The organism is Couchioplanes caeruleus (assembly GCF_023499255.1).
In the GTDB taxonomy this organism is placed as follows: domain Bacteria; phylum Actinomycetota; class Actinomycetes; order Mycobacteriales; family Micromonosporaceae; genus Actinoplanes; species Actinoplanes caeruleus_A.
Genome location: NZ_CP092183.1, coordinates 893,888 through 917,463 on the forward strand (window position 1 = coordinate 893,888; position 23,576 = coordinate 917,463).

A 23,576-nucleotide genomic window follows, 5' to 3' on the forward strand; every position below is an offset into this window, starting at 1 on the left:
GTCCGATGGACCGCGCCATCATCATCAGCAACGGCCGCTGTGGTTCCACCCTGCTCTCGGACCTGATCGTCGAGGAGCCGGAGACCTGCTCGGTCCAGGAGTTCTTCATGTCGGTGGCGCCGTGGAACCGGAGCACCGAGATCATCACCGGGCCGGCGTACTGGGACGTGCTCAGCGGCCCCAAGGAGGAGCTGTCGGTGCTGTTCCGCATCGGCGTGCCGCCCAAGGAGGTGCGCTACCCGGCGTCCGGCCGCTTCAACGACGACCTGGTCAACCTCCCGCGGATCCTGGCCATCACGCTGGCCAAGCTGACCGACGACCCGGACGAGCTGTTCGACCGGCTCGCGCCGCGGGTGCGGGAGTTCCCGACGCAGAGCGTGGGCGCGCACCACCAGGCGTTCCTGGACCTGCTCACCGAGCTGACCGGCAAGAAGCGCTGGGTCGAGCGGTCCGGCGGCTCCAGCCAGGTGACGACGTCACTGCTGGAGAACTTCCCGACCGCGAAGATCGTGTACCTGACCCGGGACTGGGCGGCCACCGCGAAGTCGATGAGCCGGCACTCCTCGTTCCAGCTCGTGCAGCTGCGGGTCGAGGCGGTCGGACGGTACGGCGTGGACCCGCTCACCGCCGACGCGAGCGACGACATGCCGGAGGAGGTCCGCGCGTACCTGCCGGACCGGCTCACCGCCGAGTTCCTGCAGGAGCGCGGCCGCGACCCGAAACGCTTCATGGGGCTGTGCGCGTTCATGAGCAGCCAGGCCGAGCAGGCGCTGGCCGACCACCCGCCGGCCCACCTGCACACGATGGCGTACGAGGCCCTGGTCGCGGACCCGGTGGGGGAGCTGACCGCGCTCGGTGCGTTCCTCGGCTTCGCCGACCCGGCCGGCTGGGCGGTGTCGGTGGCCGACCGGGTGCGTAAACCCGAACCCGTGGCGGTGCCGGCATGACCGACTGCACCGAGCATCTCCTTGCCGAACCGGGCAACGGCCTTGACGGTGAGGGCCAGGAGGGCATGCCGACTGGAGGCGCGGCATGAGTGGATTAGCCGGGTTGGTAGCTGTCCTGTTAGCGGTGTCGCCGACCGCGGTGTCGGACCCGTCGGGTTTCGAGCTGCTGGGCAAGGCCGCGGCCGACGAGTGCTTCGCGGGCATCGGGCAGCCGTACCCGCCGGGGCCGCCGTGTGCCCAGGGCAAGCCGAAGGTGAACCAGGCGTACGTGTGGGGCCTGACCCGGGCCGGCAAGCAGGTCTGGTTCGGCACCGGCGCCAACACCCACTGCCTGACCAGCGGCACCAGCCTCGCCACCAGCGAGCCGGTGGTCAACGACAACTACGTCTGCGAGTACGGCGAGAGCCAGGTCGCCCGCACCCACCCGGCGGTGCCCGACGCGCTCGGTGACGTGCGGGCGCCGCAGGCGTGGCTGTACGACGCCACCACCGGCAGCCTCACCAACCGGTCCGGTGACATCTCGGCCGCCTCCGACGTGGACGCCCGCCGGCTGCGCAGCACGCTGGGCCTCCGCGCGGCGGGCACGCTCAACGGTGTCGTGCTGTTCGCCGGGCCCGACCTGACCAGCACCCTCAACGTGTTCGCCTTCGACGCGGTCACGAAGCGCTACCTCGGCTCGCACACCTTCGCCCAGTACGGCAACGCCCGTACGTTCCTGGCCGCCGGCGGCTCGCTGTACCTCGGGGTGGGCATCGGCCCGGACGGCAGTCGCGGCGGCGCGGTGCTGCGCTGGCGTGGCAGCCGGATCACCCCGTTCCTGTTCGAGCGGGTCGGCACGCTGCCCGCGCAGGCCGCCGATCTCGCGTACCAGGACGGCCGGCTGTACGCGACGACCTGGTCGACGGCCAAGCCCACCACGGACGCCCAGCTCGCCGGCGTGTGGCGCAGCCCGGCGCTGCCGCTGGACGCCGGTGACGCCGGTGGCTGGAGCCAGGTGTGGAACGCCGGCAGGTACGAGACCGATCCGCTCATCAAGGGCACGTACGGCCTTGGCGGCGTCGCGGCGTACGGCGGCTGGGTGTACTGGGGCAGCATGCACGTGCCGCTCAAGGCCACCAAGGTGCACCAGACGACGTACCCGCAGCCCACGCCGGAGGCGCAGCGCGCCCAGGTCCGCTTCACCCAGCGCGCGACGAGCATCTGGCGCGGCCGGAACCTCGGCACCCCGCAGCAGGAGATCGAGCTGCTGTACGGCGAATCCGCCCTGCCCCGGTACACGCCCGAGACGGGCACCTGGGCGGCGGTCCCGACGGGCTGGACCGCGCGGTACGGCAAGTCCGGGTTCGGCAACACGTTCAACAACTACACGTGGCGGATGACCGTGGCCGGTGGCCGCCTCTACGTCGGCACGATGGACTGGAGCTACCTCGTCCAGGACCTCGCCGAGGACGCGCCCCCCACCGACCCGTCCGGCTGGGGCGCCGACCTGTGGGCGTTCCCCTCCGCGGACGCCCCCGCCCAGGCCGTCGACACCCGCGGCCTCGGCAACTACCTCAATTACGGCGTCCGCAACATGGTCGCCGACGGGAACAACCTGTACCTCGGTATGGCGAACCCGATGAACCTGCGCACCGATCCCGCCGACTCCGTCCCCGAGGGCGGCTGGGAGCTGAGAAGGCTCACGGTGCCCAACCCGTAACACCACGAACGTGGGCGGGCGGCGCTTCCCACGACGCCGTCCGCCCGCCCCCATCCCCCCGCGCCCCCGCGAACCCTTCGCGGCGGGCGCTCGCCGCGTCTCAGGAGGACGATCAAGTTGATCAATATAAGAAGACTTCTCGCCATAGGATCGGTGGCCCTCATGGCCGCCGGCGCCGCGGTCTCGCCGGCGGCTGCGGCCCCGGCCCGGCCCGGGTACAAGTTCAACCTGCTCGCCAAGGCCAAGCCCGACGAATGCTTCAACGGCGTCGGCCAGCCCTACCCCGCCGGACCGCCCTGCTCCACCGGCAAACCCAAGGTCAACCAGGCCTACGTCTGGGGCCTCACCCAGGTCGACCAGACCCTCTGGTACGGCACCGGCGCCAACGTGCACTGCCTGGTCAGCGGCGCCACGCTCGACTACGTCAAGCCCACCGCCAACGACAACTGGACCTGCGAGTACGGCGAGAGCCAGGTACGCAAGAACGACGAGGCGATCCCCGACTACCTCGGCGACATGCGCGCCCCCGAGGTGTGGACGTACGACCTCACCACCCGCCGTGCCGTCAACAAGAGCGCCGAGATCCGCGCCAAGAGCCCTGACGACGCCCTCAGGCTGTCCCACACCCTCGGCCTGCGCGCCGCCGGCCACATGGGCAACGTCGTCCTGCTCGGCGGCCCCGCGCTCGAGAACACGCTCAACATGTTCGCGTTCGACGCCACGACCCAGCAGTACCTCGGCTCGATCAACTTCCCGGACTACGGCAACATCCGGACGTTCCTCGTCGCCGACGACGCCCTCTACCTCGGCGTCGGCATCGGCCGCAACGGCTCCGCCGGCGGGGCGGTCTGGCGCTGGAACGGTGACACCACCCACCCGTTCGACTTCACCACCGTCGCCGCCCTGCCCGTGCAGGCCGCCGACCTCACCGTCTACGACGGCCGTATCGCCGCCACCAGCTGGCCGGCCGAGCAGCCCACCAGCCAGGCGATGCTCGCCGGCCTCTGGATCAGCCCCAAGCTCGCCGACGGCCTGCCCGGCCTCAACGACGAGGACAAGAACGGCTGGAAGCAGATCTGGAACGCCCGCCAGTACGAGCCCGACCGCGTCGTGTCCGCCACGTACGGCGGCGGCGGCATCGCCGCATTCGACGGGTACGTCTACTGGGGCACCATGCACGTGCCGATGAAGAGCAGCACCGTGCACGCCACCGTCTACCCGCCCACCACCGACCAGCAGGCCAAGGACCAGGCCGTCAAGACCCAGCGCGCGATCAGCATCTGGCGCGCCAAGGACGTGGGCCTGCCCACCCAGAAGGTCGAGCTCGTGTACGGCGAGAAGACCCTGCCCGCCTGGGACCCGGCGACCTCCACCTGGTCGGACAAGAGCACCAACTTCACGCCCCTGTACGGCAAGTCCGGCTTCGGCTACCTCTTCAACAACTACACGTGGCGCATGACCGTGGTCGACAACAAGCTCTTCGTCGGCACCATGGACTGGAGCTACCTGGTCAAGGACCTGCTCGCCGGCGCCGCCCCGCAGGCCCCGGTCAACAAGCGGGCCAAGAAGGCGCTGGCCGACCCGGACAACTGGCACATGCCGCTGATCAGCCCGTCCCACTTCGGCGGGGACCTCTACATGTTCCCCGACTCGAACTCGCCGGCCCAGGCCGTCAACACCCGCGGCCTCGGCAACTACCTCAACTACGGGATCCGCAACATGATCCCGAACGGCAACGGCGGGCTCTACCTCGGCATGGCCAACCCGATGAACCTGCGTACCGACAAGCGCGACGCCCGCCCCGAGGGCGGCTGGGAGCTCATCGAGATGACCAAGCGCTGAGCCGTCTCCACAGTGCTGGGCGGGCCGTCGGGCCCGCCCAGCCGCACTTCTGACCCCGCCCGTACGTTCCTCGAACATCGACGGAGAACGGTGACGACATGAAGAGACCGGCCGCCGTTTCCGTGGCGATTCTCGCCCTCGTCCTCGCCGGCTGCACCAGGCAGTCGGCGCCGCAACCGCGGGTCTCCGAACCACCCGTCGGCAAATCGAGCGGCACGATCACCGTCGACGGCCGGCAACGCACGTACCTGCTGTACCGGCCCGCCACCGCCCGCGCCGGCGCGCCCCTCGTCGTCGTCCTGCACGGCGCCGTCGGCACCGGACGCCAGGCCGAAGAGGCGTACGGCTGGGACGCCGAAGCGGACAAGGGCGGTTTCCTGGTCGCGTACCCCGACGGGGTGAACCGCACCTGGAACGTCAGCTCCGACTGCTGCGGGGTGGCAGCCCGCGACAAGGTCGACGACGTCGGCTTCATCACCCGGCTCGTCTCCACGCTCCCCGCCGACCCGAGGCGCGTCTATGCCACCGGCATCTCCAACGGCGCGATGTTCGCCTACCGCCTCGCCTGCGACACCGACATCTTCGCCGCCATCGCCCCCGTCGCCGGCACGATGATCAACGACTGCCCCGCACCGGAACCGCTCTCGATCATCCACATCCACGGCGACAAGGACCCCACCATCCCGTACGCCGGAGGCCCCGGCCGCCGCAGCAACGACGGCAAGGGACGCCTCCCCGTGAAGATCGACGGCCCCTCGGTGCCGTCGCTCATCGACACCTGGCGCAGGACCGACAACTGCGCGCCCCCGGCGACCACCAAGGAGGGCGTGGTCACCACGTCCACGGCGACGTGCCCGGACGGCCGCGCGGTCGAACTGATCACGATCGCCGGTGCGGGCCACCAATGGCCGGGTTCCCGCCCGACCCCGATCGCCCAGCGCATCTTCCACCTCGACCCGCCCTCCACGGCGATCGATGCGACCCCGACCATCTGGCAGTTCCTCAACGCCCACCCTCAGCATTGACATCAGGCTGTAGGGGCGCAGTAATGTATCTACCATGATGGACGCTCGACGTGAGGAGGCCAGGCGCCTTCGGGTCGATCCAGGTCTCTCCCTGTCCCAACTGATGAAGCACTTCGGGGTCGGCAGCGCCACGCTCACCGACTGGCTGCGGGGCATCGACCCGCCCGAGTGGACCCGCCGCCCCAATGCCAAGGACGACCAGCGGGCACGCGCCCTCGAACTGCGGGCCGAGGGCTGGTCCATCAACGACCTCGCCGCGCAGCTGGGGGTGGCGAAGTCGACGGCGTATGCCTGGGTGAAGCACATCCCGCTCGACGCCGACAGCGAGCGGGCGCGCCGCAAGCAGGAACACGCGGCGCTGATGGCGGCCGGACGCTGGAACGACAAGCGGGCGGAGCGGGACCGTCGCCGGGCCGAGGTGCACGAGGCGGCCGCCGCCGTTGTCGGTGATCTGTCGGACCGTGACTTCCTGCTGGTCGGTGCGGCGATCTACTGGTGCGAGGGCGCGAAGTCCAAGCCGTGGCGGCGACTCGATCGGCTGACATTCATCAACAGCGACCCCGGTCTCCTGTCACTATTCCTGCGGTTCCTCGCCGCCTGCGGGCGAACCAGGGACTCGGTGCACTATCGCGTGCACATCCACGAGGCGGCCGACGCGGAGGCGGCCGCCGACTGGTGGGCGCGCGAGCTGGAGCTGCCGCGCGAGTTGTTCCAGCGCCCGACGATCAAGCGTCATATCCCGGCCACCAGGCGGCTGAACACTGGCACGGACTATCGCGGCTGCCTAGCTGTCTCCGTGCCGCAGTCGCGAGAGCTCTACTGGCGGGTGGAGGGAATGATGGGCGCTTTGACGGGCCTGAGATAGTAGTCTCGGCGGTCGGTCGACCAGGCGTCAGCGTGGCGATCGAACCGATCGGCTGTGGTGTAATTGGCAACACAGAGGGTTTTGGTCCCTCTATTTCAGGTTCGAGTCCTGACAGCCGAGCAATCCTGTGGTTCGGCCCCTGCCGGGGCCGTGCGGTTGAAGTGCCGCCGCGTTTCCGCACTGCCACACTGCGAACAATGGAGTCCCGCGTGAGCCAGGCCCCGAGCCGCACCGTCGTCGTCCTCGCCGCCGGCGAAGGCAAGCGGATGAAGTCCGCGACGCCCAAGATGCTGCACCCGCTGCTCGGCCGCACCCTCCTCGGTCACGTCCTGCACGCCGCCGACGCCGCGCGTGCCTCCCGCACGGTCGTGGTCGTCGGGCACAAGGCCGACCAGGTGCGCGCCCACCTCGCCGAGATCGCTCCCGGCGCGACGCCGGTGCTGCAGGCCGAGCAGAACGGCACCGGGCACGCCGTACGCATCGCGCTCGACGCGATCCCGGAGGCGGCCGGCACCGTGGTGGTGCTGAACGCCGACGTGCCGCTCCTGCGCCCCGAGACCGTGGAGGCCCTGGTCACCACGCATGAGTCGGCCCGCACGGGCGCGACCGTGCTGGCCGCCGAGGTGGCGGACCCGACCGGTCTGGGCCGCATCGTGCGCGACGCCGAGGGCAACCTCGAGCGGATCGTCGAGGAGCGGGACGCCTCCCCGGAGGTCCGGGCGATCCGGGAGATCAACGCGGGCATCTACGTTTTCGACGCCACGCTGCTGCGCGAGGCGCTCGGCAAGCTCTCCACGGACAACGACCAGGGCGAGGAATACCTGACCGACGTGTTCGGCATCCTCGCGTCGGTCGGCCACCCGGTCGGTGTGTACGTGGCCCCCGACGCGCAGGAGACGCTCGGCTGCAACGACCGCGCCGAGCTGGCCCGCCTCCGGGCGCTGCTGCGCGACCGGGTGAACACGGCGTGGATGCGCTCCGGCGTCTCGATCCTGGACCCGGCGACCACGTGGATCGACGTGACCGTGACGCTCGAGCCGGACGCGGTCGTGGACCAGAATTCCCAGCTGCAGGGTTCCACCACGGTGGCGACGGGCGCGGTGATCGGCCCGGACACAACCCTGATCGACACGGTGGTCGCCGAGGGCGCGACGGTGTTGCGTACGCAGTCGGTCGGCGCGCAGATCGGCCCGGACGCGACCGTGGGCCCGTATTCGTACCTGCGCCCCGGCACGCGGCTGGGACGCAAGGCCAAGGTGGGCGGCTTCGTCGAGACCAAGAACGCCGAGCTGGGCGCCGGCGCCAAGGTGCCGCACCTCTCGTACGTGGGCGACGCCACGATCGGCCCGAAGTCCAACATCGGTGCGGGAACGATCTTCGCCAACTACGACGGCGTCAACAAGCACCACACCACCGTCGGCGAAGCAGCGTTCGTGGGCAGCGACACCGTCCTGATCGCCCCGGTGGAGATCGGCCCGGGCGCGTACGTGGCCGCGGGCAGCGCGATCGCCAAGGACGTGCCGGCGGGCAGCCTCGGCGTGACCCGGGCACAGCAGCGCAACATCGACGGCTGGACGGCCCGCAAGCGGCCCGGAACGGTGTCGGCGGAGGCCGCGCAGGCGGCGGAGGCGGCCCGGCAGAAGGCGGCCGCGGACCAGCCCACCTCGCCGGACGCGACCGCGTAGCGGCGCCTGCCCTCGTCGGCGGCCGGGCTCCGGACCGCCGACGCCCTGGCCCCTGCCCCCGCGCTGCGCTCGCGCGCCTCGTTCCCGTTCCCGGAGCCCGGCGCGTCCTCGCACCCTGCGCTCTCGGCGCCGCGCTCGACACCTGCACACCCTGCGCTCCCGGCGCGTCCTCGCACCCTGCGCTCTCGGCGCCGCGCTCGACACCTGCACACCCCGCGCTCCCGGCGCGTCCTCGCACCCTGCGCTCTCGGCGCCGCGCTCGAGACCTGCACACCCCGCGCTCCCGGCGCGTCCTCGCACCCTGCGCTCTCGGCGCCGCGCTCGAGACCTGCGCACCCCGCGCTCCCGGCGTACCCCGCGCTGCCGGCGCTCGTGCGCTGCCGGCGCTCGTGCGCTCGTGCGCTCCTGCGCTCCCTGCGCTCCCTGCGCTCCCTGCGCTCCCTGCGCGCCCGCGCTCCCTGCGCTCCCTGCGCTCCCTGCGCTCCCTGCGCTCCCTGCGCGCCCGCGCTCCCGGCGCGCCCGCCGTTCGCCTCCTCGCGCTTCTGGCGGTGCCCTCCGTGTGTGGTGCTTCTGGCGGCGTGCTCCCGTGCCGGGCGGAGCTGGGACAGCTGACATGTGGTCGGCGGCGGCGCAAGCCGGGGTGAGCCATCCCACGACCCGGATCCGGCACGTGGTGTCCGGCCTCGGGCAGGTAATACTTCAGGTGACAACCCCTCGATCGCACGGGAGCGGACGGGCCCATGGGCAGCATCGTCGCCGAGAACCGTAAGAGTCTGATGCTTTTCTCCGGGCGGGGCTTCCCGGAGCTGGCGGAGGAGATCGGCCAGGTGCTCGGCGTCGCCCCGACACCGTCGGACTCCTACGAGTTCGCCAACGGCGAGATCTTCGTCCGGTTCAAGGATTCCGTACGCGGTTCTGACGCGTTCGTCGTGCAGTCGGTGACCGAGGGCGTCAACCGGTGGGTCATGGAAACGCTGATCATGGTCGACGCGTTGAAGCGCGGGTCGGCGAAGCGGATCACCGTGGTGCTGCCGTTCTACCCGTACTCGCGGCAGGACAAGAAGCACCGCGGCCGCGAGCCGATCTCGGCGCGGCTGGTCGCTGACCTGCTGAAGACCGCAGGCGCCAACCGAATCCTCACGGTCGACCTGCACACCGCGCAGATCCAGGGCTTCTTCGACGGGCCGGTGGACCACCTCTTCGCGATGGACATCCTGGCCGAGCACGTGGAACGCAAGTTCGAGGGCCGCCCGATGACGGTCGTGGCCCCCGACTCCGGCCGCGTACGGGTGGCCGAACGCTGGACGGACCGGCTGGGCGGCTGCCCGCTGGCGTTCATCCACAAGACCCGCGACCCGATGAAGCCCAACCAGGTCGTCGCCAACCGCGTGGTGGGCGAGGTCGAGGGCCGCGTCTGCCTGCTGGTCGACGACATGATCGACACGGGCGGCACGATCACCAAGGCCGCCGACATCCTCTTCGACTCCGGCGCCGCCGACGTGGTCGTGGCCTCCACGCACGCCCTGCTGTCCGACCCGGCGACGGAGAAGCTGAAGAACAGCCGGATCTCCGAGCTGGTGGTGACGAACACCCTGCCCCTCCCGCCGGAGAAGCGCCTGGACAAGATCACCGTCCTGTCGATCGCGCCGCTGCTGGCCCGGGCGATCCGCGAGGTCTTCGACGACGGCTCGGTGACCACCCTGTTCGGCGGCCTCAGCTGACCCACAGCCGCATCTAACCGGCCGGCGGGAGCGGCTGGCCCCATCGGCCGGCCCGCGACGGCCGGCTCGCGTTGGTCGTGCCGCGGCGGCCGGCTCGCGTTGGTCGTGCCGCGGCGGCCGGCTCGCGTTGGTCGTGCCGCGGCGGCCGGCTCGCGTTGGTCGTGCCGCGACGGCCGCCGGTGACCGTCGGCCAGTGTGGCCGTCCCCGTCGCCCGCGCCTGATTGTCCGCGCGCGCCGCCCGCGGCCGTCGCGCGCCGCCCGCGGCCCGTCGCCCGCTGGTCCCGCTGCTCCGCGCGGCCAGCAGCCCCGCTGCTCCGCCGCGGCCCGCCGCCCCGCTGCGGCCCGCCGCCCCGCCGCCCCGCCGCCCCGCTGCGGCCCGCCGCCCCGCCGCCCGCTGCGGCCCGCGACCGCAGCCCGCGGCCGTCGACTCGACGCGCTGTGACCATTTAGCGGCGCTCTGGTGTGATCTGCGGGGCGCAAGTTGCATCAGGCGAGTGAACTTTTCGCAGGGAGAGTGAGCAGCCGGGACCCGCCGGTTTGAGCGTGGCGCGAGCAGGTAAGCTGGTGCGGTTGCCACGGCGAGGGTGCCCCGCGGTCTGCTGCAGGTGTTGCGCAGGCCGCTCGAGGCACCGTGATCGACGCGGTGCTCCGGGCCTGTGCCCAGTGCGCCCCTTGCCGAGCACTGAGCACCACCATTCGGCCCCCGCCGATGATCCGCCCGCAGCCCGCCGACTTAGACGCAGCCCGATTCAGAGTTTCAGGAGTTTCCCCGTGTCCGAGGTAAAGATCAGCGCCGAGCCCCGTACCGAGTTCGGCAAGGGTGGTGCCCGTCGCACGCGCCGGGCCGGCCTGGTGCCCGCCGTGCTGTACGGCCACGGTGAGAAGCCGCAGCACATCGCGCTGCCGGCCCGCGAGTTCGCCGCCGCCATCCGGCACGGCGGCCTCAACCAGGTTTTCACGATCGACATCGCCGGTGGGTCGGGTGCCACGCTCGCCCTGCCGAAGGCGATCCAGCGCGACCCGATCAAGGACACGTACGAGCACGTGGACCTGATCATCGTGAAGCGCGGCGAGAAGGTTCAGGTCGACGTCCCCGTGACGCTGGTCGGCGACGCCGCGAAGAACACGCTCGTGGTGAGCGAGAGCACGACCTTGTCGGTGACCGCCGAGGCGCTGCACGTGCCGGCCGCCCTGGAGGTCTCGATCGAGGGTCTGGAGGCCGGTGCGCAGGTCACCGCCGCCGACGTGACCCTGCCGGCGGGCACCGAGCTGGCCGTGGAGCCGGATTACCTCATCGCGATGGTCTCGCAGGCGCAGACCGCCGCCCAGATGGAGGGTGACACCGGCGAGGCCGCCGAGGCCGAGGCCGGCGAGAGCGCCGAGTCGACCGAGGAAGCCGCCGGCTGACGCAGCCGGAGCAAGCACCCGACAGGGAAAGTGCCGCCCGGCACTTTCCCTGTTTTGTCGTGTGGAGGGAAACGCAATGACCGAGGACGCGCCGTGGCTGGTGGTGGGCCTGGGCAACCCGGGCCGGGAGTACGCGGCCAACCGGCACAACGTGGGTTTCATGGTGGCCGAGCTGCTGGCGTCCCGGGTCGGCGCGAAGTTCGGGCGGCACAAGCGCGCGGTGGCCGAGGTGGGGGAGGGCCGGCTCGGGTTCGGCGGTCCGAAGCTGATCCTGGTGAAGCCGCTGACGTACATGAACCTGTCGGGCGCCCCGGTGTCGGCGCTGGCGCAGTTCTTCAAGGTGCCGGTGGAGAACGTGGTGGCCGTGCACGACGAGCTGGACGTCCCGTACGGGCAGGTGCGGGTGAAGCGCGGCGGCGGTGAGGGCGGTCACAACGGGCTGCGCTCGATGTCGAAGTCGCTGGGCACGAAGGAGTACGCGCGGGTCCGGTTCGGGATCGGACGGCCGCCGGGACGGCAGGATCCGGCTGACTTCGTACTGTCGGACTTCTCCGCCGTGGAGCGCAAGGAGCTGGACTTCCTCGTCGACCGGGCCGCCGATGTGGTGGAGGCGGTCGTGCTCGAGGGCGTCGAGTGGGCGCAGAACAAGTACCACGGAAATTAGCGGATACCACGCGAACCGGGGCGCTGTCCGGCGAACGCATAGATCGTTTGGACCGTTTTGTCCGTCTATCGGTCCCGTGACGCCGCCACCCGTTGGTCCGTTGTCCACGTAGCGCGCCGAAATGCGACGCGCCCTCGGAGCACGCCGAAAGCGACGCGCTCTTGGGGCACGCCGGAATCCGACGCACTCGAGGAGCACGCCGAACTCGACGCGCTCCCTGGGCACGCCGGACCGGACGCGCTCTTGGGGGCACGCCGGAACCGACGCGCGCTGGGAGCACGCCGGAACAGGGCGCGCTCGCGGAGCGCGCAGCATCGGCGCGCACGTGACACGGAAGCGCGCCGCCGCGGCGCGCGGGAATCGACGGCGCGGGGGAGGTTCGGGTGACACAGGACCTGTCCAGGAGCCACGAGGCGACGCTGGACGAACCGACGGTGACCCTGCCGACCATTCAGCGGGGGAGCGGCGCGGAGGCGCGGACGGATGCCGTCCGTACCGACCTGCCGGAGAATCACGGCCCGGCGAATCATCCGCCGGGCAACCACGGTCCGCGCCCGCATCGTCCGTCGCCGTACCGGGAGCGTGGGCGCAACAGCAAGATCCCCTCGCCGGCGCGGCCCGCCGGGGACGAGGATGCCGGCGGCCAGGAGGATCTGCCGCCGCCCGTCGGCGACGGCCGTGACAATGCCGCGCCGCTGGCCGGTGACGGTGGGCAGGTCGCGAGCGGGCGGGCCCGCAATCAGGCGATGGACCGGCTCTGGTCGGCGCGGCCGAACCGGTCGGCTGCCGCCCGGCCCGCGACGCGGCCCTTCGTCCGGGTACGCGGCCGGCACGCGGCGATGTCGCGACGGCAGCGCTGGGAGCGACGGTACGTCCGCATGCTCGTCGTCGGTGACCTGACGGCCGGGGTGGCCGCGGGTGCGGTGACGTTCGGACTGCGCTTCGGCGACGAGGTGACCACGTACAACCGGGGGTATCTGCTGTTGTCGGCGCTGCTGCCGGTGGCGTTGCTCGCGGTGCTGGTGGTCAGCCGGGCGTACGAGCGCCGGTTCCTGTTCGTGGGCACCGACGAGTATCAGCGGGTGCTGCGCGGCGGGGTCGGGTTGATCGCGAGCGCGGCCGTCGTCTCGTACGCGCTAGAACTTGATCTTGCTCGCTCCTACGTCCTGGCGGCGCTGCCGACGGCGATCGCCACCGCCGTGGTGTTGCGGTTCGCGATGCGCAAGCGGCTGCACATCGAGCGGGCGCGCGGGGAGAGCCTGCGCCGGGTGCTGGTCGTGGGGCACGAGTTGTCCGTCATCGGGATCACCCGGCAGCTGCGCCGGGAGCGGTACCACGGCCTCGAGGTGGTCGGCGCGTGCCTGCCGCCGGACCACGACGGCGTGGTGGACTTGCCCGTGTACGGCACCTTTGACGACGTGGCCAACGCCGTGGACGCCGCTGATGCGGACACCGTCGTGGTGCTGAGCTGCCCGGAGCTGGACGGCGTCGCGCTCCGGCGGCTGGCGTGGCGGCTGGAACGCGACGAGGTCGACCTGATCGTGGCGAGCGCGCTGATCGACGTCGCCGGGGCGCGGACCACGATCCGGCCGTTCGACGGCCTGCCGATGCTGCACGTCGAGCACCCGCGGCTGCACGGCGGCGCGCGCGTCGTCAAAGACCTGTTCGACCGGCTCGGCGCGCTGATCCTGCTGGTCGTGTTCGGTCCGGTGCTGTTAACCGTCGCACTCTGCGTCCGGTTGACTTCCCGCGGGCCGGTACTCTTTCGGCAGGTGCGGGTCGGGCGTGACGGGTCCGAGTTCCGCATCTTCAAGTTCCGCAGCATGTACGTCGACGCCGAGGCCCGGCTCGCCGAGCTCAAGCACCTCAACGAGCACGACGGTGTGCTCTTCAAAATCCGCGACGACCCGCGCGTCACCCCGGTCGGCCGGTGGCTGCGGCGGCTCTCGCTGGACGAGCTCCCGCAGCTGCTCAACGTCCTGCTGGGGCAGATGTCGCTGGTCGGCCCGCGACCCCCGCTGCCGTCGGAGGTCGCCGCCTACGCCGACGACGTGCGGCGCCGGCTGGCGGTCAAACCGGGCATGACCGGCCTCTGGCAGGTTTCCGGACGCTCGGACCTGCCGTGGGAGGAAGCGGTCAGGCTGGACCTGCGCTATGTGGAGAACTGGTCGCTGAGCTTGGATCTGGTGATCCTTTTGCGGACCATGACCGCGGTGCTCCGGTCCTCGGGCGCGTACTGAATCCAAGGGAGAACGATGAGCGAGCAGACAGGGACGTCGGCGCGCATAGCGGGACAGCGTGAGCCCGAGGCCGGCGGCACGCCGCCGGTCAACGACTCCGCCTTCGCGCGCTGGCTGGCGGACCGCGCCGGCCAGGTGCTGCTCCAGGTCCGCGAGGACATGGGGTACGCCGACGGCAAGGCGCTCAAGGCCGCCGGGGACAAGGCCGCGCACGACCTGTTGCGTACGGAGCTCGCCCGCTGGCGTCCCGCCGACGCGGTGCTGTCGGAGGAAGACGACCAGTCCCGGGTCGCGTGGCAGGACGGCGAGCCGTCGTCGATCCGCCCCGACCGCCTGAGCGCCTCGCGGGTCTGGATCGTCGACCCGCTCGACGGCACGCGGGAGTTCTCCGAGGAGGGGCGCACCGACTGGGCCGTGCACGTGGCGCTGTGGACGGCCGACTGTTCCAGCCCGAGCTGTCTGGCCGCCGGGGCGGTCGCGATGCCGGCCCGGCACCGGACGCTCGCGACCGACAAGGCTCCGGCGTACCCCCCGCTCCCGCTGGAGGCCGCCACCGGCGGGCCGATCCGGATCGCGGCGAGCCGGACCCGGCCACCGGCCTTCGTCACGGCGCTCGCCGAGGACCTGGGCGCCGAGCTGGTGCCGATGGGCTCGGCCGGCGTGAAGATCGCCGCGGTGATCAACGGGGAGGCCGACGCGTACGTGCACGCCGGCGGCCAGTACGAGTGGGACAGCGCCGCCCCGGTCGCTGTGGCGTCGGCCACTGGACTGCACGCTTCCCGAATCGATGGAAGTGAGTTGGAATACAACCGGGCCGATCCCAAACTGCCGGACCTCGTGGTCTGCCGCAAGGATCTCGCTCCTCGGTTGCTTGCAGCGTTGCAGCGTCACCTCCCGCTACCCTGACCCTCTGCACCTGCTCCCGCTACGGACGTCGACCGCGGGCGAGAGCCAACACCGAAAGGTCTGCTGATCCTGTGAGCCAGGCGAAGCCCTATCGCGTATCGCATCTCGACGCGCTCGAGGCCGAGAGCATCTTCGTGATGCGTGAGGTCATGGCCGAATTCGAACGTCCCGTGCTGCTGTTCTCCGGCGGCAAGGACTCCATCGTGATGCTGCGGCTGGCCGAGAAGGCGTTCGCGCCGGCCCGCGTCCCGTTCCCGGTCATGCACGTCGACACCGGCCACAACTTCCCCGAGGTGCTGGACTACCGCGACGCCCGCGTCGGCGAGCTCGGTCTCAACCTCGTCGTCGCCAGCGTGCAGGAGGCCATCGACTCGGGCCTGGTGCGCGAGCTGCCCGACGGCACCCGCAACCGCATCCAGACCCCGGTGCTGCTCGCGGCGGTGGAGAAGTACCGCTTCGACGCCCTCTTCGGCGGCGCCCGCCGCGACGAGGAGAAGGCCCGCGCGAAGGAGCGGATGTTCAGCTTCCGCGACGAGTTCGGCCAGTGGGACCCGAAGAACCAGCGCCCCGAGCTGTGGTCGCTCTACAACGGCCGGCACCACCCGGGCGAGTCCATCCGCGTCTTCCCGCTCTCCAACTGGACCGAGCTGGACGTGTGGCACTACATCGCCAAGGAAGAGATCGCCCTGCCGAGCATCTACTACGCGCACGACCGCGAGGTCGTCGAGCGCGACGGGATGTTCTACGCGGTCAACGAGTTCATCGTGCCCCGCGACGGCGAGACGGTGCAGACCCGCCGGGTTCGCTACCGCACGGTGGGTGACGCGTCGCAGACCGCCGCGGTGCTCTCCGACGCCGACACCGTCGAGAAGGTGATCGACGAGGTGGCCGCCACCCGCATCACCGAGCGCGGCGCCACCCGTGGCGACGACAAGGTCAGCGAGGCGGCGATGGAAGACCGCAAGCGAGAGGGTTACTTCTGATGAGTCAGGCAGTGCTGGAGACCGAGGCAGCAGCTGCCCGGAACATGGACCTGCTGCGGTTCGCCACCGCCGGCAGCGTCGACGACGGCAAGTCGACCCTGATCGGGCGCCTGCTGTACGACACCAAGACGATCTTCGCGGACCAGCTCGAGGCGGTCGAGGCGGCGAGCGCGTCGCGTGGCGACGAGTACACCAACCTCGCACTGCTCACCGACGGCCTGCGCGCCGAGCGGGAGCAGGGCATCACGATCGACGTGGCGTACCGCTACTTCGCGACGCCGCGGCGCAAGTTCATCATCGCCGACACCCCCGGGCACATCCAGTACACGCGCAACATGGTCACCGGCGCCTCCACCGCCGACCTGGCGCTGATCCTGGTCGACGCCCGGAAGGGCCTGGTGGAGCAGTCCCGCCGGCACGCGTTCCTGACGTCGCTGCTGCGGGTGCCGCACCTGGTGCTCTGCGTCAACAAGATGGACCTCGTCGGCTGGGACAAGGACGTCTACGACCGGATCGCCGACGAGTTCACCTCGTTCGCCGCGAAGCTCGACATCACCGACCTGACGATCATCCCGATCTCCGCGCTGGAGGGCGACAACATCGCCTCCCGTTCGGAGAAGAGCCCCTGGTACGAGGGCCCGTCGCTGCTGCACCACCTCGAGCACGTGCACATCGCCTCCGACCGCAATCTGGTCGACGTGCGCTTCCCGGTGCAGTACGTGATCCGTCCCCAGTCGACCACGGTGACCGACTACCGCGGCTACGCCGGCCAGGTCGCCTCGGGCGTGCTCAAGCCCGGCGACGACGTGATGGTGCTGCCCTCGGGCATGACCAGCAAGATCGCGGCGATCGACACCGCGGACGGCCCGGTCGACGAGGCGTTCCCGCCCATGTCGGTGACCGTACGGCTGACCGACGAGATCGACATCTCCCGCGGCGACATGATGTGCCGCCCGCACAACGCCCCGGCGGTCGCCCAGGACATCGAGGCGATGATCTGCTGGATGGACGAGACGGCCCCGCTGCGCGTCGGCGGCAAGTACGCGATCAAGCACACCACGCGTACGGCCCGCACGGTGGTCCGCGGCCTGCAGTACAAGCTCGACGTGAACACCCTGCACCGCGACGAGGACGCCGGGCAGCTCGGGCTGAACGAGATCGGCCGGGTCAAGCTGCGCACGACGGTGCCGCTGCTCGCCGACGAGTACCGGCGCAACCGCACCACGGGCGGCTTCATCCTCATCGACGAGACCACCAACCGTACGGTCGGCGCGGGCATGATCATCGAGGCCGGCTGACCGGAACGGCGGCAACGGCCGTGGCAGACGTGAGCAGGGCCCGTCCGGTACACCGGGCGGGCCCTGCGGCGCATCGGGCGGCTGGGACCGGCGGGGACGTCCGGACGGTGGGGCTGCGGCGGCTTGCGCGTCGCGGCGGCGGGTCAGCCGCTTCGTGGGACGGCCGTGGCGGGGTGAGGCCGGGATGACCGGGGGCGGGCTACGGTGATCCGGACGACCCTGCGATCGCGGGTCGGGGTGTGAGCGTCGACGAGGGGGCGAGGCGGGTGCCGCCGGGCTTGAAGGACGTGGCCGCGCGGGCCGGCGTGTCCATCAAGACGGTGTCCAACGTGGTCAACGGGTACGTGCACGTGTCGCCCGGTACGCGGGCCCGGGTGCAGCAGGCCATCGACGCCCTGGGGTACATCCCGAACGTCGCCGCCCGCCAGTTGCGCAGCGGGCGGTCCGGGGTGATCGCGCTGGCCGTGCCCGAGTTGCAGTCGCCGTACTTCGCGGAGCTGGCCGGGCTGATCGTGCAGGCCGCCGAGCGGCGCTCCTGGACCGTGCTGATCGACCAGACGGACGGCCACGCCGACCGCGAACGCAACCTGGTCGCCGGGCTGCGCCGGCACGCCATCGACGGCCTGATCTTCAGCCCGCTGGCGTTGGCCGGCGAGGAGTTGTCCACCACCGGTGACACCCCGATGGTGCTGCTCGGGGAACGGATCTGGCACGGGCCGGCCGACCACGTGGCGATCGACAGCACCGCCGCGGCCGCCGACGTCACCCGGCACCTGATCGGGCTGGGCCGCCGCCGGATCGCGGCGATCGGGGCACAGCGCCTGCCCTCCGCGGTCACCGCCCATCAGCGCCTCGCCGGCTACCGGGCGGCGCTGGCCGAGGCGGGCATCCCGGAGGATCCGCGGCTCGTGGCCGAGGTGGAGAGCTTCCACCGGGTCGACGGCGCCGCGGCGATGGCCGCCCTGCTGGACGGGCCGGAGCCGCCGGACGCGGTGTTCGGCTTCAACGACGTGCTGGCGCTCGGCGCGTTGCGGACGCTGCTGGAACGTGGCCTGAGGGTGCCGGAGGACGTGGCGGTCGCGGGCTTCGACGACATCGAGGACGGGCGGTTCAGCACGCCGACGCTGACCACGATCGCGCCGGACACGGCGGAGCTCGCCCGGCTCGCGGTGGATCTGCTCGCGGAACGGCTGGGCGAGGGCAAGCCGGACGGCGAAGGTGGCGGTACCGAGGGGCCGCCGCGCGAGTTGCGGGTGAGCTATCGGCTGATCGCCCGGGAGAGCACGCTCGGCCGCTGAGCCGGGCGGGGCCGGCGGGCGAAGGCCGGACACCGGCCGGCGACGAGCGAGCGCAAAGTACGAGCGCAGGCCCGGCGAAGAGGCCCAGCGAAGAACGACCGCCGACCCGGTGAGAAGGCGAAGAGGGACCGCCGGCCCGCCGGGAAGGCGAAGGGCGAAGAGGGACCGCGTCACCGAGGCCACCGGCTCCGGCAAGCCGCAGCGGCGTGACCGCTGCTATCCGGAAAAACGACCGGCGCAACCCGGACACCCGGGCAGAAACCCTCCCTACCTGCGAGTCCGCCCGGGTAACGACGGCGTATCGAGATCTTTACAACGATGGTTCCAACGTTGTAAACCTGTGAGACGGCACACACCGGTGCGACGGGAGTGATACGTGATCACCGCGAGACTGACGCTTGATCCGGCCTTCGCCTGCGGGGAGGTCGACCCGCGGCTCTTCGGTTCGTTCGTGGAGCACATGGGCCGCTGCGTCTACACCGGCATCTTCGAGCCGGGCCATCCCAGCGCCGACGCCGACGGGCTGCGGACCGACGTGCTGGACCTCGTCTGCGAGCTGGGCGTCAGCCTGGTGCGCTACCCCGGCGGGAACTTCGTCTCCAACTATCGCTGGGAGGACGGGGTCGGGCCGGTCGGCGACCGGCCGCGCCGGCTGGACCTGGCCTGGCGGTCGCTGGAGAGCAACGCGTTCGGGCTCAACGAGTTCATGCGCTGGGCGGGTCAGGCCGGGGTGGCGCCGATGATGGCGGTCAACCTCGGCACGCGCGGGGTGCCCGAGGCCGCCGAGCTGGTCGAGTACTGCAACCTCACCGACGGGACCGCCGCCGCCGACCTGCGCCGCAAGCACGGGGTCGGGCAGCCGCACGACATCCGGCTGTGGTGCCTGGGCAACGAGATGGACGGACCCTGGCAGATCGGCAGCCTCACCGCCCGCGAGTACGGCCGCCTCGCCGCCCGCGCCGGGCATGCCATGCGCCGCGTCGACCCGACGATCGAGCTGGTCGCCTGCGGCAGCTCCAACGCCGACATGCCGACGTTCGCGGCGTGGGAGGCCACGGTGCTGGAGGAGGCGTACGACCAGGTCGACTATCTGTCCCTGCACACGTACTACGACCCGGGGAAGCATGACGAGGCGAGCTTCCGGGCGTCCGCGGTGGACCTGGACGGGTTCGTCGACGACATCATCGCCACCGCCGACCACGTACGCGCCAAGCTGCGCCGCACCAAGCGCGTCAACCTGGCGCTGGACGAGTGGAACGTCTGGTACCAGTCGCAGTTCACCGAGCCGGAGGACCGCGGCATCGAGGAGCTGCCGGCGCTGATCGAGGACGACTACACGGTCACCGACGCGATGGTGGTCGGGAACCTGCTGATCAGCATGCTGCGCCACGCCGACCGGCTGAAGATCGGCTGCCAGGCGCAGCTGGTCAACATCATCGCGCCGATCCGTACGGCGGCCGGCGGCCCCGCCTGGCGGCAGACGATCTTCCACCCGTTCGCGCACACCGCCCGGCTGGCCCGCGGGACCGTGCTGCGGGCGGCCCTGACCGGCCCGACGATGGCCACCGGGCGCTTCGGCGACGTGCCCGCGGTCGACGCCGTCGCCACGCGCGACGAGGCGAGCGGCGAGCTGACGATCTTCGCCGTGAACCGGGGGACCGGCGCCGTGCCGCTGGAGCTGAACCTGCGGGCGTTCCCCGGGCTGCGGGCCGGGGAGCACATCTCGCTCGCCGAGACCGACCCGTCCATCGTGAACACCGCTGCTGCGCCTGATCGCGTCCGTCCCCGTACCGAAGAAATGCCCGCCCTCGACGGCGGGCGAGCGACCCTGCTCCTCCCTCCCGTCTCCTGGCACGCGCTCCGCTTCACCTCCGAGGAGAAACCGTGAAACCACACCTGTCCCGCCGTGGCCTGCTCGGTCTCGGCGTCGGCGCCGGCGGCGCCGTCCTGCTCGGCGCCTGCGGCGACGACGGCCCGAACCCGGTCGTCGGCGGCGGGCAGAACGCACAGCCCGCCGCGACCAACTACACCGGGCCGAACGTGGCCCTGACGTTCTGGAACGGCTTCACCGGCGGCGACGGCCCGGTGATGAAGGCCCTGGTGGACCGCTTCAACAGCGAGAACCCCAACATCAAGGTCACGATGAACGTGTACGAGTGGGCCGACTACTACCAGAAGGTTCCCGCCGCGGTGTCCACGGGCAACGGCCCCGACCTGGGCATCATGCACGTCGAGCAGGTCGCCACGAACGCCGCGCGCGGTGTCGTCCTGCCGCTCGACGACGTGGCCGCCTCGCTGCAGCTGAAGGAGGACGACTTCTCCCCGCCGGTGTGGCGGGCCGGGGTCTACAACAACAAGCGGTACGCGATCCCGCTCGACGTGCACCCGCTGGGCATGTTCTACAACAAGTCGGTCCTGGAGAAGGCGGGTCTCGACCCGGACAACCCGCCGAAGACCAAGGACGACTACATGAAGGCCCTCGACGCGCTCAAGAGCAAGGGCGTGCAGGGGCACTGGGCGACGCCGTTCCCGTTCACCGGCACCATGCAGTTCGAGTCGCTGACCTGGCAGTTCGGCGGGCAGCTCTTCGACGAGCAGGCGAGCAAGCCGCTGTTCGCCGAGGCGCCCGGCGTGCAGGCGCTGACCTGGCTCACCGACCTGGTGAAGAACGGCTACAGCCCGAAGAACGTCGCCCAGGACGCCGACCTGATCGCCCTGCAGAACGGCAAGGCCGCGTTCAACTGGAACGGCATCTGGACGATCAACACGCTCAAGGGCGTCAAGGGCCTGACCTGGGGCGTCAGCGCGCTGCCGACGATCGGCTCGCAGCCGGCCGCCTGGGCCGGGTCGCACAACTTCGTGCAGTTCAAGCAGCGCACCCCGGATGCGAACAAGCTGCAGGCCGGCAAGGTCTTCATCAACTTCATCAGCAAGAACTCGATCGAGTGGGCCAAGGGCGGCCAGGTCCCGGCCCGCAAGGAGATCCGCGAGGGCGCCGAGTTCAAGGGCCTCACGGAGCAGGCGGCGATCGGCTCGCAGATCGACAACCTGCACTTCCCGCCCTCGGTGCCGGGCATCCCGGACGCGATGGCCACCATCGACACCGCGATCAACGAGGCGATCCTGCTGCGCAAGGAGCCCGGCAAGGCGCTCGCCGACGCCGCCGCCAAGGCGAGCCAGATCCTGGAGCAGAACCGCAAGAAGTACGGCGGCTGATCCGCCATGGTGGACGTGCTGGCGGAGGCCACCACCTCGACCTCGGCGCCCGTGGCGGCGGCGCCGAGGCGGGGGCCCGGCCTGACCCCGTACCTGTTCCTGGCGCCGTACGCGCTGCTGTTCCTCACGTTCACGCTCGCGCCGGCGGCGTACGGGCTGTGGATCAGCCTGCACGACTGGGACTACCTGCTGCCGGGCAAGCCGTTCGTGGGGCTGGACAACTACAAGGCGCTGTTCAGCAGCACGTCGCCGGTGTTCGACTTCTTCTGGCAGAGCATGCAGGCCACCGGCGTCTTCACGGTGTTCAGCGTGCCGTTGCTGGTGGCGGTCCCGCTGGGCATCGCGCTGATCCTCAACCGCTCGTTCAAGGGCCGTACGGTCTTCCGCGCCGTGTACTTCGCGCCGTACGTGCTGGGCGTCGCGGTGATCGGCGTGCTGTGGCGCTTCCTGCTGGACCCGAACCTCGGCGCCGTGAACGCGCTGCTCGGCGCGATCGGGCTGCCGGACTCGACGGCGTGGACCACCGGGCTGCCGTGGGCGTGGGTGTCGCTGGTCGGCGTCACGGTGTGGTGGACGCTGGGCTTCAACGCGGTCATCTACATCGCCGGCCTGCAGGACATCCCGCGTGAGCTGTACGACGCGGCCAAGGTGGACGGCGCCGGCCGCTGGGCGGAGTTCCGCCACGTCACGCTGCCCGGGCTGCGGCCGGTGCTGCTGTTCGTCGTGATCAACACGATCCTGGCGTCGAGCAACATGTTCGGCCAGGCGTACCTGATCACCCAGGGCGCGCCGGGCGTGGAGACCCGTACGGCGATCATGTACATCGCCGAGGAGGGCCTGCGCAGCTACCGGATGGGCAGCGCCGCCGCGATGAGTTACCTGCTCACGCTGGCGCTGCTGCTGATCAGCATGGTGACGTTCCGTCTCTTCCGGACGAAGGACTGAGGGCATGGGCCGAGTCAGAGGTATCGCCTGGTACACGATGCTGAGCGGGCTGAGCCTGGTCTTCATCGCCCCGGTGGTCTGGATGCTCATCACCTCGTTCAAGACCCCGGACGAGGCCACCCGGGTGCCGCCGACGCTGCTCCCGCAGGACCCGACGACGAGCGCGTACGACACGCTGTTCGGCGGTGACTCGCAGACGCCGGTGCTGCGCTGGTTCCTCAACAGCCTGCTGGCCGCCTCCGGTCAGGCGCTGCTCGTGCTCGTGGTGGCGTCGATGGCGGCGTACGCGCTGGCCCGGATGGACTTCCGCGGCAAGAAGATCGTGTTCAGCATGATCATCGCGACGATGTTCGTACCGATCTTCACCCTGATCATCCCGAACTTCCTCATCATCGACCGGCTGGGCTGGCTCGACAGCCTGTGGGGGCTGATCATTCCGGGTGCGGCCAGCGCGTTCGGCGTCTTCTTCCTCCGGCAGTTCTTCCTCGGACTGCCCCGCGAGCTGGAGGAGGCCGCGGTGCTGGAGGGCGCGAACTCGTGGCAGATCTTCACCAAGGTGATCCTGCCGCTGTCGAAGCCGGCGCTGGCCACGCTCGCGGTGATCGCGTTCCTGACCAACTGGAACGACTTCATCTGGCCGGTCTACGTGCTGTTCAGCCCGGAGAACTTCACGCTGCCGCCGGGCCTCGGCACGCTGCAGGGCGCCTACAACATCAACTACCCGGTGATCATGGCGGGCGCGAGCCTGGCCAGCATCCCGGTGCTGATCCTGTTCGTGGTCGCGCAGCGCTACATCATCGAGGGCGTCTCCCGGTCCGGACTGAAAGGCTGACC

At 70.8% G+C, this 23,576-nt stretch carries 18 protein-coding genes and 1 tRNA gene; all 19 read left to right on the plus strand.

The features are described 5' to 3' along the window. Positions 1 to 5: 5 nt before the first annotated feature. The 19 genes from COUCH_RS04230 (at position 6) to COUCH_RS04320 (ending at position 23,574) form a co-directional block, all read left to right on the plus strand. The gene (locus COUCH_RS04230; protein WP_249610785.1) at positions 6 to 947 is read left to right on the plus strand and encodes a sulfotransferase domain-containing protein; all 942 of its coding nucleotides are present in this window, start codon (positions 6 to 8) and stop codon (positions 945 to 947) included. A gap of 124 nt (positions 948 to 1,071) precedes the next feature. Then, positions 1,072 to 2,646 carry a hypothetical protein gene (locus COUCH_RS04235; protein ID WP_249610786.1) on the plus strand — a complete coding sequence of 525 codons (1,575 nt, stop codon included), beginning with the start codon at positions 1,072 to 1,074 and terminating at the stop codon, positions 2,644 to 2,646. 162 nt (positions 2,647 to 2,808) lie between these two features. Further along, positions 2,809 to 4,488 carry a hypothetical protein gene (locus COUCH_RS04240; RefSeq protein ID WP_249610787.1) on the plus strand — a complete coding sequence of 560 codons (1,680 nt, stop codon included), beginning with the start codon at positions 2,809 to 2,811 and terminating at the stop codon, positions 4,486 to 4,488. 98 nt (positions 4,489 to 4,586) lie between these two features. Continuing rightward, positions 4,587 to 5,513, plus strand: a complete 927-nt coding sequence (locus COUCH_RS04245; protein ID WP_249610788.1) for an alpha/beta hydrolase family esterase — start codon at positions 4,587 to 4,589, stop codon at positions 5,511 to 5,513. A 103-nt stretch (positions 5,514 to 5,616) separates the two neighbouring features. Continuing rightward, positions 5,617 to 6,378 carry a helix-turn-helix domain-containing protein gene (locus COUCH_RS04250; protein WP_249610789.1) on the plus strand — a complete coding sequence of 254 codons (762 nt, stop codon included), beginning with the start codon at positions 5,617 to 5,619 and terminating at the stop codon, positions 6,376 to 6,378. Between the two features lie 48 nt (positions 6,379 to 6,426). Continuing rightward, positions 6,427 to 6,498 (plus strand) — tRNA-Gln (locus tag COUCH_RS04255). 89 nt (positions 6,499 to 6,587) lie between these two features. After that, entirely contained in the window at positions 6,588 to 8,063 is a 1,476-nt protein-coding gene (gene glmU, locus COUCH_RS04260; RefSeq protein ID WP_249610790.1) for a bifunctional UDP-N-acetylglucosamine diphosphorylase/glucosamine-1-phosphate N-acetyltransferase GlmU, read from the plus strand. 740 nt (positions 8,064 to 8,803) lie between these two features. Next, entirely contained in the window at positions 8,804 to 9,784 is a 981-nt protein-coding gene (locus tag COUCH_RS04265) for a ribose-phosphate diphosphokinase (protein ID WP_199510511.1), read from the plus strand. A gap of 772 nt (positions 9,785 to 10,556) precedes the next feature. Beyond that, a complete protein-coding gene (locus COUCH_RS04270) occupies positions 10,557 to 11,192 on the plus strand; it encodes a 50S ribosomal protein L25/general stress protein Ctc (protein WP_249610791.1) in 636 nt (211 codons plus the stop codon). A 76-nt stretch (positions 11,193 to 11,268) separates the two neighbouring features. Next, positions 11,269 to 11,856 carry an aminoacyl-tRNA hydrolase gene (gene pth, locus COUCH_RS04275; RefSeq protein ID WP_249610792.1) on the plus strand — a complete coding sequence of 196 codons (588 nt, stop codon included), beginning with the start codon at positions 11,269 to 11,271 and terminating at the stop codon, positions 11,854 to 11,856. 383 nt (positions 11,857 to 12,239) lie between these two features. Then, a complete protein-coding gene (locus tag COUCH_RS04280) occupies positions 12,240 to 14,096 on the plus strand; it encodes a sugar transferase (protein WP_249610793.1) in 1,857 nt (618 codons plus the stop codon). A 15-nt stretch (positions 14,097 to 14,111) separates the two neighbouring features. Further along, positions 14,112 to 15,002, plus strand: a complete 891-nt coding sequence (locus COUCH_RS04285) for a 3'(2'),5'-bisphosphate nucleotidase CysQ (protein ID WP_249610794.1) — start codon at positions 14,112 to 14,114, stop codon at positions 15,000 to 15,002. Between the two features lie 71 nt (positions 15,003 to 15,073). Then, positions 15,074 to 15,985 carry a sulfate adenylyltransferase subunit CysD gene (gene cysD / locus COUCH_RS04290; protein ID WP_199510516.1) on the plus strand — a complete coding sequence of 304 codons (912 nt, stop codon included), beginning with the start codon at positions 15,074 to 15,076 and terminating at the stop codon, positions 15,983 to 15,985. Further along, a complete protein-coding gene (cysN, locus tag COUCH_RS04295) occupies positions 15,985 to 17,283 on the plus strand; it encodes a sulfate adenylyltransferase subunit CysN (protein WP_249610795.1) in 1,299 nt (432 codons plus the stop codon). The genes cysD and cysN overlap by 1 nt, the downstream gene beginning before the upstream one ends. A 266-nt stretch (positions 17,284 to 17,549) precedes the next feature. Further along, entirely contained in the window at positions 17,550 to 18,581 is a 1,032-nt protein-coding gene (locus COUCH_RS04300) for a LacI family DNA-binding transcriptional regulator (RefSeq protein WP_249613558.1), read from the plus strand. A 376-nt stretch (positions 18,582 to 18,957) separates the two neighbouring features. Further along, on the plus strand, positions 18,958 to 20,469 hold the full coding sequence (locus COUCH_RS04305) for an alpha-N-arabinofuranosidase (RefSeq protein WP_249610796.1): 1,512 nt from the start codon (positions 18,958 to 18,960) through the stop codon (positions 20,467 to 20,469). Continuing rightward, on the plus strand, positions 20,466 to 21,797 hold the full coding sequence (locus tag COUCH_RS04310) for an ABC transporter substrate-binding protein (RefSeq protein WP_249610797.1): 1,332 nt from the start codon (positions 20,466 to 20,468) through the stop codon (positions 21,795 to 21,797). The genes COUCH_RS04305 and COUCH_RS04310 overlap by 4 nt, the downstream gene beginning before the upstream one ends. 6 nt (positions 21,798 to 21,803) lie before the next feature. Further along, positions 21,804 to 22,742 carry a carbohydrate ABC transporter permease gene (locus COUCH_RS04315; RefSeq protein ID WP_249610798.1) on the plus strand — a complete coding sequence of 313 codons (939 nt, stop codon included), beginning with the start codon at positions 21,804 to 21,806 and terminating at the stop codon, positions 22,740 to 22,742. 4 nt (positions 22,743 to 22,746) lie between these two features. Next, complete coding sequence (locus COUCH_RS04320) at positions 22,747 to 23,574, plus strand: carbohydrate ABC transporter permease (RefSeq protein ID WP_249610799.1); 828 nt, start codon at positions 22,747 to 22,749, stop codon at positions 23,572 to 23,574. The last annotated feature ends 2 nt before the right edge of the window (positions 23,575 to 23,576 follow it).

Excerpts from the sequence above, each read along its gene's own strand:
- pth (WP_249610792.1), top strand. The coding sequence starts at position 11,269 with ATGACCGAGGACGCGCCGTGGCTGGTGGTGGGCCTGGGCAACCCGGGC.
- COUCH_RS04240 (WP_249610787.1), top strand. The coding sequence starts at position 2,809 with ATGGCCGCCGGCGCCGCGGTCTCGCCGGCGGCTGCGGCCCCGGCCCGG.
- COUCH_RS04250 (WP_249610789.1), top strand. The coding sequence starts at position 5,617 with ATGAAGCACTTCGGGGTCGGCAGCGCCACGCTCACCGACTGGCTGCGG.
- COUCH_RS04245 (WP_249610788.1), top strand. The coding sequence starts at position 4,587 with ATGAAGAGACCGGCCGCCGTTTCCGTGGCGATTCTCGCCCTCGTCCTC.
- COUCH_RS04265 (WP_199510511.1), top strand. The coding sequence starts at position 8,804 with ATGGGCAGCATCGTCGCCGAGAACCGTAAGAGTCTGATGCTTTTCTCC.
- COUCH_RS04320 (WP_249610799.1), top strand. The coding sequence starts at position 22,747 with ATGGGCCGAGTCAGAGGTATCGCCTGGTACACGATGCTGAGCGGGCTG.
- COUCH_RS04230 (WP_249610785.1), top strand. The coding sequence starts at position 6 with ATGGACCGCGCCATCATCATCAGCAACGGCCGCTGTGGTTCCACCCTG.
- COUCH_RS04315 (WP_249610798.1), top strand. The coding sequence starts at position 21,804 with ATGGTGGACGTGCTGGCGGAGGCCACCACCTCGACCTCGGCGCCCGTG.
- cysN (WP_249610795.1), top strand. The coding sequence starts at position 15,985 with ATGAGTCAGGCAGTGCTGGAGACCGAGGCAGCAGCTGCCCGGAACATG.
- COUCH_RS04285 (WP_249610794.1), top strand. The coding sequence starts at position 14,112 with ATGAGCGAGCAGACAGGGACGTCGGCGCGCATAGCGGGACAGCGTGAG.